At 68.1% G+C, this 9,660-nt stretch carries 12 protein-coding genes; 5 read left to right on the top strand and 7 right to left on the bottom strand.

What is annotated here, in order from left to right:
- Positions 1-104 precede the first annotated feature (104 nt).
- Entirely contained in the window at positions 105-428 is a 324-nt protein-coding gene (locus tag A5650_RS08815; RefSeq protein WP_067289108.1) for a hypothetical protein, read from the bottom strand.
- The gene (locus tag A5650_RS08820; RefSeq protein WP_082950670.1) at positions 429-1,469 is read right to left on the bottom strand and encodes a DEDDh family exonuclease; all 1,041 of its coding nucleotides are present in this window, start codon (positions 1,467-1,469) and stop codon (positions 429-431) included.
- Between the two features lie 84 nt (positions 1,470-1,553).
- Here A5650_RS08820 and A5650_RS08825 point away from each other — a divergent pair, with 84 nt between their 5' ends.
- Both A5650_RS08825 and A5650_RS08830 read left to right on the top strand, forming a co-directional pair.
- On the top strand, positions 1,554-2,795 hold the full coding sequence (locus tag A5650_RS08825) for a Mur ligase family protein (RefSeq protein WP_067289112.1): 1,242 nt from the start codon (positions 1,554-1,556) through the stop codon (positions 2,793-2,795).
- Positions 2,788-3,504, top strand: coding sequence for a type 1 glutamine amidotransferase (locus A5650_RS08830; protein WP_067289116.1), 717 nt, complete (start codon positions 2,788-2,790; stop codon positions 3,502-3,504). The genes A5650_RS08825 and A5650_RS08830 overlap by 8 nt, the downstream gene beginning before the upstream one ends.
- A 5-nt stretch (positions 3,505-3,509) precedes the next feature.
- Here the strand turns inward: A5650_RS08830 and A5650_RS08835 are convergent, their stop codons facing one another.
- The 4 genes from A5650_RS08835 to A5650_RS08850 are packed head-to-tail and all read right to left on the bottom strand — an operon-like array spanning position 3,510 to position 5,739.
- Complete coding sequence (locus A5650_RS08835) at positions 3,510-4,340, bottom strand: hypothetical protein (protein ID WP_067289119.1); 831 nt, start codon at positions 4,338-4,340, stop codon at positions 3,510-3,512.
- Positions 4,341-4,379: 39 nt separating this feature from the next.
- Entirely contained in the window at positions 4,380-4,778 is a 399-nt protein-coding gene (locus tag A5650_RS08840) for a hypothetical protein (RefSeq protein ID WP_067080543.1), read from the bottom strand.
- 16 nt (positions 4,779-4,794) lie between these two features.
- Complete coding sequence (gene recR / locus A5650_RS08845) at positions 4,795-5,406, bottom strand: recombination mediator RecR (protein ID WP_059101787.1); 612 nt, start codon at positions 5,404-5,406, stop codon at positions 4,795-4,797.
- A complete protein-coding gene (locus tag A5650_RS08850) occupies positions 5,407-5,739 on the bottom strand; it encodes a YbaB/EbfC family nucleoid-associated protein (protein ID WP_067289122.1) in 333 nt (110 codons plus the stop codon).
- A 111-nt stretch (positions 5,740-5,850) separates the two neighbouring features.
- Between A5650_RS08850 and A5650_RS08855 the strand changes: the two genes are divergently transcribed.
- Positions 5,851-6,624, top strand: coding sequence for an Rv3717 family N-acetylmuramoyl-L-alanine amidase (locus A5650_RS08855; RefSeq protein ID WP_067289197.1), 774 nt, complete (start codon positions 5,851-5,853; stop codon positions 6,622-6,624).
- Between the two features lie 12 nt (positions 6,625-6,636).
- Here A5650_RS08855 and A5650_RS08860 read toward each other — a convergent pair whose 3' ends face one another.
- Positions 6,637-7,074, bottom strand: a complete 438-nt coding sequence (locus A5650_RS08860) for an SRPBCC family protein (RefSeq protein WP_067289125.1) — start codon at positions 7,072-7,074, stop codon at positions 6,637-6,639.
- A gap of 69 nt (positions 7,075-7,143) precedes the next feature.
- Between A5650_RS08860 and A5650_RS08865 the strand changes: the two genes are divergently transcribed.
- Positions 7,144-8,532, top strand: coding sequence for an FAD-binding oxidoreductase (locus A5650_RS08865; protein WP_067289128.1), 1,389 nt, complete (start codon positions 7,144-7,146; stop codon positions 8,530-8,532).
- Positions 8,529-9,660: class I SAM-dependent methyltransferase (locus tag A5650_RS08870; protein WP_067289132.1), on the top strand; the 1,132-nt coding region annotated here is incomplete at its 3' end. The genes A5650_RS08865 and A5650_RS08870, both read left to right, overlap by 4 nt.

Here is a 9,660-nt window from a genome sequence, read left to right on the forward strand (position 1 = left end):
GAGGGTGAGATTGCTGAGCACACCCCCGCGCAGCGGTCCGCTGAAGTTCGTCCTTCCTCCCGGCGCCGTGGTGAAGCCGGCGGCCTCGTATCGAGCGTCCGGCTTCACCGCGGCCGCCTGGGTCGCTCGCGGCTGGGCGAGTCGACCGGCGACATCCAGAAGATGATGGCGAGCAGACCCAGGATCACCAGCGCGGACACCAGGTCGAACCACTGGAACGGGACCAACGAGCCGTCGATCGACAGCACGAGAACCGTCTCGACGACCCCGAACACCAGGAACAGTGCGCCGAGCAGCAGCCTGGGCTGGGTCCGGTGCAGTTGCGTCCTTCTCAGTTCGACGGTGAGCGTGAGCAGCAGCACCGGCAGCACCTGTGCGAGGGCCGACGCGGTGGCCACGTCCACCAGAACGATGCGATGGTCTGCCATTCAGAACAGTGCGAATTGGTCGCCGGCAAGGGTGCTGTCGGTGAACTCCTCGATGCCGGTGCCGCCGACGACGTTTGCAAGTGCGCCCACGAACTCGGTGTCGGAAACCAGCGGGACCCCCAGCTCCTTGCCCTGGTAGCCCTTACCCTGCGCCGGGTCGGCGTCGTTGCAGATGACCAGCGAGGTCTCGAGGTCGACGGCGTCGGTGTAGGCCAGCCCGGCGTGCAGGATCCGTTCGATCAGCTCTTCATGGGTGCGGTCCATCTCCGCCGACAGCGCGATCCGCATGCCCTGCACCAGCGGCCGCCCGGACACGTATCGCCCGGGATTCAGGTACGGGCACGGCAGCCGCGACGCGACCGCCTTCAGCGGGCGCAGCTCGTCATGGGTGACGACACCGTTGGGCCAGCGCCGCCGCGACACCGGATGCACCGGCAGCCACACCTTGCGTTCGCGGGCCCGCACCAGCACCGGTTTGAGGATCTGCGCAAGCACCATGGCGTCGTCGAGGGCGTCGTGCGGGCGGATCTGGCTGATCCCCCAGTGCGCGGCCAGCGTCTCCAGCCGCAGGTTCTCGGTACCCAGGTCGAGCCTGCGTGCCAGCTCGACCGTGCACATCACGGTGTCGGTCGGCAGCTCGCGGTTGACCAGCTCGGCCTCGGCGGCCATGAACGCGTAGTCGAAGCCGACGTTATGCGCGACGAGGGTGCGCCCGGCGAGCAGTTCGACGAGGTGGTCGACGATGTCGGCGAACGTGGGCTGGCCCTCCAGCATCTCCGCCGTCAGGCCGTGCACGTGGGTCGGGCCGGGGTCGACACCCGGGTTGAGCAGGGTGTACAGGCTTTTCTCGACGTTGCCGTCGTCGCCGAGAGCGAGCGCGGCGATGCTGACGATGCGCGCCTGGCCCGGCCGGAAGCCCGAAGTCTCCACGTCGACGACCGCCCAGCCCGGTCCGGCGTGCTCTGCCGGTCGGCCCCAATCCGGCCGATCTTCGGCTTCAGAGCCGCCCGGCCGGCGAAATCCGGCGTCCGTCTGGCCCACGTCGTCAGGATCGCACGGTGATGTGACAAAGACGGGACCTCGCCGAATCGCACGTCAGCGTGTCGGCTACCTAAACTGCCGGGGATGGTCACGACACGTGGACGGCTCGCCCTCGCGGCCGGTGCAAGCGCCCGCTGGGCGTCGCGGGTCACCGGGCGCGGTGCCGGCGCGATGATCGGCGGGCTGGTCGCGCTGGCGCTGGACAAATCGCTGCTGGGCCAGCTCGGCGCGGGCCGCCGCACCGTCGTGGTCACCGGAACCAACGGCAAGTCGACGACCACCCGGATGATCGCCGCCGCGCTACGCACGATCGCCGACGTCGCCACCAACGACACCGGCGCCAACATGGACGCCGGCCTGGTCGCCGCGCTGGCCGGTGCCCGGGAGGCGCCCCTGGCCGCGCTCGAGGTCGACGAGATGCACGTCCCGCACGTGTCCGACGCGGTCGACCCCCGGGTGATCGTGCTGCTGAACCTGTCGCGCGATCAGCTGGACCGCGTCGGCGAGATCAACCACATCGAGCGCACGCTGCGCGCGGGCCTGGCCCGCCATCCGTCGGCGGTCGTCATCGCCAACTGTGACGACGTGTTGATGACCTCGGCGGCCTACGACAGTCCCAACGTGGTGTGGGTCGCCGCGGGCGGAAGCTGGGCCAACGACTCGGTCAGCTGCCCACGGTCCGGTGAGATCATCCTGCGCGACGGCGGTAAGAGCCACGACTGGCGTTCCACCGGAACCGACTTCAAGCGGCCGAGCCCGCACTGGTGGTTCGACGACACGAACATCTATGGTCCGGACGGCTTCTCGCTGCCGATGACGCTGTCGCTGCCCGGCGCCGTCAACCGCGGCAACGCCACGCAGGCCGTGGCGGCGGCGGTCGCGATGGGCGCCGACCCGGCGGCCGCGGTGGCCGCGGTGTCGGGTGTCGACGAGGTCGCCGGACGCTACCGCACCGTGCGCCTCGGCGATCACACCGCGCGAGTGCTGCTGGCGAAGAACCCGGCGGGCTGGCAGGAAGCGTTGTCGATGGTCGACAAACACGGTGCGGGGGTGGTGATCTCGGTCAACGGTCAGGTGCCCGACGGTGAAGATTTGTCGTGGTTGTGGGATGTGCGGTTCGAGCACTTCGAGGACACCCACGTCGTGGCGGCCGGGGAACGCGGCACCGACCTCGCGGTGCGATTGGGCTACGCGGGTGTGGAACACACGCTGGTGCACGACACCCTCGCGGCGATCGCGTCGTGCCCACCCGGGCACGTCGAGGTGATCGCCAACTACACCGCGTTCCTGCAGTTGAACCGGGTCCTGGAGCGTCGCGGTGCCTGAGTCGACGGTGCGCGTCGGGTTGGTCCTGCCCGACGTGATGGGAACCTACGGTGACGGCGGCAACGCCGTCGTGTTGCGACAACGCCTGCGGCTGCGGGGATTTGACGCCGAGATCGTCGAGATCACGCTGAACGACCCGGTGCCCGCGGAACTCGACCTGTACACGCTCGGCGGCGCCGAGGACTACGCGCAACGCCTGGCCACCGAACACCTGTTGCGCTACCCGGGATTGCAACAGGCCGCGGCCCGGGGTGCGCCGGTGCTGGCGATCTGCGCGGCCATCCAGGTGCTCGGCCACTGGTACGAGACGTCGTCGGGGGAGCGCGTCGACGGCGTCGGCCTCCTCGACGTCACGACGTCACCGCAGGACAAGCGCACGATCGGCGAGGTGGTGTCCCAGCCGCTGCTGAACGGCCTCTCCCAGCGCCTGACCGGCTTCGAAAACCACCGCGGCGGAACGGTTCTGGGCGCCGATGCGCGGCCGCTGGCGAAGGTCGTCAGCGGTGCGGGCAACCGCGCCGGCGACGGCTTCGACGGTGCAGTACAGGGCAGCGTCGTCGCCACCTACCTGCACGGGCCATGTCTGGCCCGCAACCCGGAGCTGGCCGACCACCTGCTCAGTAGCGTCGTCGGCGAGTTGACGCCGCTCGAAATCGAAGAGGTGGAACAGCTTCGACGCGAACGCCTGGCCGCACCGCGACGCGCCTGAATGGATCAGGCCGCGGCCGTCGTCTCCACGAAGCAACCCCGGCATGCCAGCGCCGCCTCTACCCGCGCCAACCACACCTGGAGTCGCTCCCCGTCGCCGACCCACACCACGATCCACCCGAGGCTCTCCAACATCTGCTGCTGTGCAACGTCTTCCGTCCCGCATACCACCGCGACGCGGTATTCCGGCCAGCCGATGTCGAGATAGGCGACCGGTTGCGATCCGACCAGGACCGGGAGCTGAGTCTGCGGGCGCGGACAACCCGCGTCGATGAGCGCCAGCCGCACGCGGCTCTGGTTCGGCGTCGCCGCGCCGCCGTCGACCAGCGTCAGCAGTTGGCGTAGCTGCCTGCTCCCCGGCGCACGGGGATACCGACGGGCCAAGTCGGCCACGTCCTCGACCGGGAACGGCCGGTCCCACATCAGCGCGTCCAGCTGTGCCAGCGCATCGCCGCGGTCGAGGTGACGCCCGACGTCGTACGCGGTGCGCACCCGCGAGGTGACCGGAAGTCCTGCGAGACAGGTGATTTCGTCATCAGCGATGCTCTCGGTGCGCAGAACCAGTCCCTCCTGCGGGCCGCACGATGCGCCGGCCACCTCGATGGGCTGTGTGACATCGACCCACGACGCGCCGTGCAGCGCCGCCGCCGTCTGCCCGGCGATCACCCCCTTGCGGCGGGTCGCGAGCCACGCCGCAATCGCGCGGCCGCGAAGCGTGAGCTCACCACCGTTGGCGGCGTAGACACCGCGAAACACCTTGCGGTACGACGTTCTCAGTGCATGGCGGGTGACCCACCCCGCCGCGACGGCCTCCCCGCCGAGAATTACCTCAACCATGCCCGCATCCTGCCCGCGGGCACCGACAAGTCGCGCCGGCTACAGACCGAGGTCGCGCAGGAACTCCGGCTTGTACGCCTCGAGGATCACGTAGCCCGGATCGGGGGCGGCCACTTCCGGCGCATCGTCGGGCACCTCCTGCCCGCTGACCGGGTCGACCCACTCCTGGCTGTCGCCGTCCCAGCGGCTCACCGCGAACCGCGCGTCGACGCGGTCGTCGGCCACCAGCGCGCGCACCGTGCGTTCGGCTTCCTGCGCGTCGGCCAGCGTGGCGGTGTACAGCTGGATGCGGTCGCCGTCGCGGGTGACCGTCACCCGCGATCCGAGCCGCTTACGTGCGCCGTCGTCGAGATCGAGGGTGCGCAGCTTCTCCCAGAATGAGAGATGGTGCTCGGCGCTGCCGAGTTCCACCTCGACCTTGAACTCCTCGTCCGGCATGAACATCCTTCCTCGGCTATGCCATGGCGCGTCGGCCCGCCAGCGCGCGGCCGAGCGTGAGCTCGTCGGCGAACTCCAGGTCACCGCCCATCGGCAGGCCGGACGCGATTCGGGTGACGGTCAGTCCCGGAATGTCGCGCAACATGCGCACCAGGTAGGTCGCCGTCGCCTCGCCCTCGGTGTTCGGGTCGGTCGCGATGATCACCTCGGTGACGTCCACCCCGTCCACCCGCTCGCCGATGCGGTTGAGTAGCTCGCGGATTCGCAGTTGTTCGGGCCCGACGCCGGACAGCGGATCCAGCGCGCCGCCCAGCACGTGGTAACGCCCGCGGAACTCCCTGGTGCGTTCGACGGCCTGAACGTCCTTGGGCTCCTCGACCACGCAGACCAGTGAGGCGTCCCGTCGCGGATCGCTGCAGATGCGACACCGGTCGTCGTCGGAGACGTTGCCGCACACCGCGCAGAATTTCACCCCGTCGCGCACCTTGTTGAGCACGGCGGTCAGCCGGTCGATGTCAGGCGGCTCCACCGACAACAGGTGGAAGGCGATCCGCTGCGCACTCTTGGGCCCGATACCGGGCAGCTTGCCGAGCTCGTCGATCAGATCCTGAACCGGTCCCTCGAACAATTACATTCCCGGGATACCGAGGTTGCCCATGCCGCCCGCGAGCGGCCCGAGCCGGTCGTGCGCCAGGATGGTGACCTGCTTGGAAGCGTCGGAGATGGCGCCGACGATGAGATCCTGCAGCGTCTCGACGTCCTCAGGGTCGACCACCTTCGGGTCGATCGACACGGCCACCACCTCACCGCTGCCCTTCATCGTGACCTGCACCAGACCGCCGCCGGCCTGACCGTGCACCTCGGCGTTGGCCAGCGCCTCCTGCGCCTCCATCAGCTGCTGCTGGACCTGCTGGGCCTGCGCGAGCAGCGCGGACATATCGGGTTGGCCTTGCGGTTGCATGAGTGGTCCCCTTGCGTCTTCGTTGCGGTCAGGTCTCGACTTGGTCTCTGTCATCGGCTCGCGGCCGTTTGGGCTTTCAGCCTAGTCGGGGTTGCGGTTACGGTGACGGCCGTGCCTGCCCGCCTGCGTGTCGGCGCCACTGGAGCATTACGCGGCTGTGCCGCGGTGGCCGCCGGACTACTCGTCGCCGCTTCGACGCTCGTCAGCCCTGCGTTCGAAGCCGATGCCGCTCCCGCCAACATCGCGGGCAAGATCGTCTTCCTCGACCCCGGTCACAACGGCTCCAACGACGGCTCGATCAGCAGGCAGGTGCCCACCGGCCGCGGCGGCACCAAGGACTGCCAGGCCAGCGGCACCTCCACCGAGGACGGCTATACCGAGCACACCTTCGCCTGGGAGACGACGCTGCGGATCCGGCAGGCCCTGCACGCGCTCGGCGTGCGCACCGCCATGTCGCGCGGTGACGACACCGGGCTGGGCCCGTGCGTCGACGAGCGCGCCGCGCTGGCGAATTCGATCAAGCCCAACGCGATCGTGAGCATCCACGCCGACGGCGGCCCGCCGACCGGTCGCGGATTCCACGTCCTGTACTCGTCCCCGCCGCTCAACGACGCGCAGGCGGGGCCGTCTCCACGGTTCGCGGCGATCATGCGCGACCAGCTGCAGGCCTCCGGGTTCGTGCCGTCGACCTACATCGGCTCCGGCGGGCTGAACCCCCGCTCGGACATCGCGGGCCTGAACCTCGCGCAGTACCCGTCGATCCTGGTCGAGCTGGGCAACATGAAAAGCCCGGTCGATTCGGCGCTGATGAAGACGCCCGAGGGCAGGCAGAAGTACGCCGACGCCGTCGTGCGCGGTATCGCGGGGTTCCTGGGCTCGACGTAGCCCTGACAGGTGTTACCCCTCGACGTGCTTCTTGAGGTTCTCGAGCACCTCGGCCTGGATCTTGCGTAGACCCAGCGGCGCGAACGTCTTCTCGAAGAAGCCGCCGATGCCGCCCGCGCCCTGCCAGGACGTCTTGACCGTCACCGACGACCCCTGGCCCGCGGGCGCCACCGTCCAGTTTGTGATCATCGACGAGTTGGCGTCCTTCTCGATGACCGTGTGACCGGCCACATCGACCTCGGCCTTGACGTCGCGCACCCGTGACTTGGTCGCCTGCAGCTTCCAGCTGGCCACCGTGCCCGCGCCCTGTCCGCCCTGCAGCACCTTGTAGTCGCTGTAGTGGGGCGACAGGATCTTCGGGCGCACGTTCTCGTAATCCGCGACGGCCGACAGCACCGCCTCGGGCGCAGCGTCGACCAAGACGGTGCTGGATGCGCTGACCTGTCCCATCGGTACGAGCTCCTCGGTAGAAGGTTCCATGCGGTCGCATCGCCTGCGACTGCGGACTAGCGTATATGCGTGTCTGTAGCCCGAACCGACGCACATGCTCTTCAGGCCGAGGGCGTGCAGCGGCTCCTGAACAGCTACCGTGCGATTCCGCCCGACGCCACGGTGCGCCTGGCCAAGCCCACGTCGAACCTGTTCCGTGCGCGCGCCAAGACCGCTGGGACGGGGCTGGACGTCTCGGGTTTGACCGGTGTCATCGCGGTGGATCCCGACGCGCGCACCGCCGACGTCGCCGGCATGTGCACCTACGAGGACCTGGTCGCCGCGACGCTGCCATACGGCTTGTCGCCGTTGGTGGTACCGCAACTGAAGACGATCACGCTCGGCGGGGCGGTCACGGGGTTGGGGATCGAGTCGGCGTCGTTTCGCAACGGTCTTCCGCACGAGTCGGTATTGGAGATGGACATCCTCACCGGCACCGGCGATGTCGTCACCGCGTCCCCAAACCAGAACGCCGATCTGTATCGGGCCTTCCCCAATTCGTATGGCACGCTCGGTTATTCGGTCCGGCTGAAGATCGAGCTGGAAACCGTGCGGCCATTCGTGGCGCTGCGCCATCTGCGGTTCAACACGATCGGGGACCTCGTCGCCGTGATGGACCGCATCGTCGAAACCCGCCGCTACGGAGACTCACCCGTCGACTATCTCGACGGCGTGGTGTTCTCCGCCGACGAGGCCTACCTGACGCTGGGTTTCCAGACCGCGACGCCGGGACCCGTCAGCGACTACACCGGACAGCAGATCTACTACCGCTCGATCCAGCACGCGGGCGAGAACGGCGCCGAGAAACACGACCGGCTCACCATCCACGATTACCTCTGGCGGTGGGACACCGACTGGTTCTGGTGCTCACGGGCGTTCGGCGCCCAGAACCCGCGGATCCGCCGGTTCTGGCCGCGCCGGTATCGGCGCAGCAGCTTCTACTGGAAACTCATCGGCTACGACCAGCGCTTCGACATCGCCGATCGGATCGAGAAGCGCAACGGCCGGCCCCCGCGCGAACGCGTCGTCCAGGATGTCGAGGTTCCGATCGGACGGGTCGCGGAGTTCCTGCACTGGTTCGGAGACAACGTGCCGATCGAGCCGATCTGGTTGTGCCCGTTGCGGCTCCGCGATGACGCCGGTTGGCCGCTGTATCCGATCCGGCCGCAGCAGACCTACGTCAACGTCGGATTCTGGTCGTCAGTGCCCGTCGGCCCCACCGAGGGACACACCAACAGGCTCATCGAGCGCAAGGTCAGCGAACTCGACGGACACAAATCGTTGTACTCGGATTCCTATTACAGCCGCGAGGAATTCGACGATCTGTACGGCGGCGAAACGTACAAGATCGTGAAAAAGGCATACGATCCAGATTCACGGCTGCTCGATCTCTACGCGAAGGCGGTGCAGAGGCGATGACGACATTCAAGGAACACGCGACACACACGGCGGCAGGCAAACTCACGCTGGCCGAGATTCTGGAGATCCTCGCCGGGGGTGACCTGCCGCTGCGCTTCACCGCGTACGACGGAAGTGCCGCCGGACCCGAGGACTCCGCGATCGGCCTGGAGCTGTTGACGCCGCGCGGCACGACGTATCTGGCCACTGCCCCTGGGGATCTGGGGTTGGCGCGGGCCTACGTGTCGGGCGACTTGGTACCGCACGGTGTGCATCCCGGCGATCCTTACGAACTACTCAAGTCGCTCGACGACAAGATGGACTTCAAGCGTCCGCCCGCGCGGGTGCTCGCCCAGATCGTGCGGTCCATCGGCATCGAGCACCTCAAGCCGATCGCACCGCCGCCGCAGGAGGCGCTGCCGCGTTGGCGTCGTATCGCGGAAGGATTGCGGCACAGTAAGACTCGCGATGCCGAGGCAATCCACCACCACTACGACGTCTCGAACGCGTTCTACGAATGGGTACTCGGCCCGTCGATGACCTACACCTGCGCGTGCTACCCGCACGACGGTGCGACCCTCGAGGAGGCGCAGGAGAACAAGTACCGCCTGGTGTTCGAGAAGCTGCGCCTGCGGCCCGGCGACCGCCTGCTCGACGTCGGTTGCGGTTGGGGCGGCATGGTGCGTTACGCGGCGCGGCACGGGGTCAAGGCGATCGGAGTCACGCTGTCGAAAGAGCAGGCGTCCTGGGCGAGCGAAGCCATCGCCCGTGACGGGCTCGAAGACCTCGCCGAGGTGCGCCACGGCGACTACCGCGACGTGCGGGAGTCCGGTTTCGACGCGGTGTCGTCGATCGGGCTGACCGAGCACATCGGCGTGCACAACTACCCCGCGTATTTCGATTTTCTGCAGTCGAAGATGCGCCCCGGTGCGCTGCTGCTCAATCACTGCATCACCCGTCCGGACAACAAGACAGCGGCGGGTGCCGGGGGTTTCATCGACCGTTACGTCTTCCCCGACGGTGAGCTCACCGGGTCGGGCCGCATCATCACCGAGGCTCAGGACGTTGGTCTAGAGGTGGTCCACGAGGAGAACCTGCGCCATCACTACGCGCTGACATTGCGTGACTGGTGCCGCAACCTGGTGGAGC

The organism is Mycobacterium sp. 1164985.4, assembly GCF_001668575.1.
GTDB lineage: Bacteria > Actinomycetota > Actinomycetes > Mycobacteriales > Mycobacteriaceae > Mycobacterium.

What these genes read in the sequence shown, in the direction of transcription:
- A5650_RS08815 (WP_067289108.1), bottom strand. Translation starts at nt 428, where the DNA reads ATGGCAGACCATCGCATCGTTCTGGTGGACGTGGCCACCGCGTCGGCC.
- A5650_RS08825 (WP_067289112.1), top strand. Translation starts at nt 1,554, where the DNA reads ATGGTCACGACACGTGGACGGCTCGCCCTCGCGGCCGGTGCAAGCGCC.
- A5650_RS08835 (WP_067289119.1), bottom strand. Translation starts at nt 4,340, where the DNA reads ATGGTTGAGGTAATTCTCGGCGGGGAGGCCGTCGCGGCGGGGTGGGTC.
- A5650_RS08840 (WP_067080543.1), bottom strand. Translation starts at nt 4,778, where the DNA reads ATGCCGGACGAGGAGTTCAAGGTCGAGGTGGAACTCGGCAGCGCCGAG.
- A5650_RS08850 (WP_067289122.1), bottom strand. Translation starts at nt 5,739, where the DNA reads ATGCAACCGCAAGGCCAACCCGATATGTCCGCGCTGCTCGCGCAGGCC.
- A5650_RS08860 (WP_067289125.1), bottom strand. Translation starts at nt 7,074, where the DNA reads ATGGGACAGGTCAGCGCATCCAGCACCGTCTTGGTCGACGCTGCGCCC.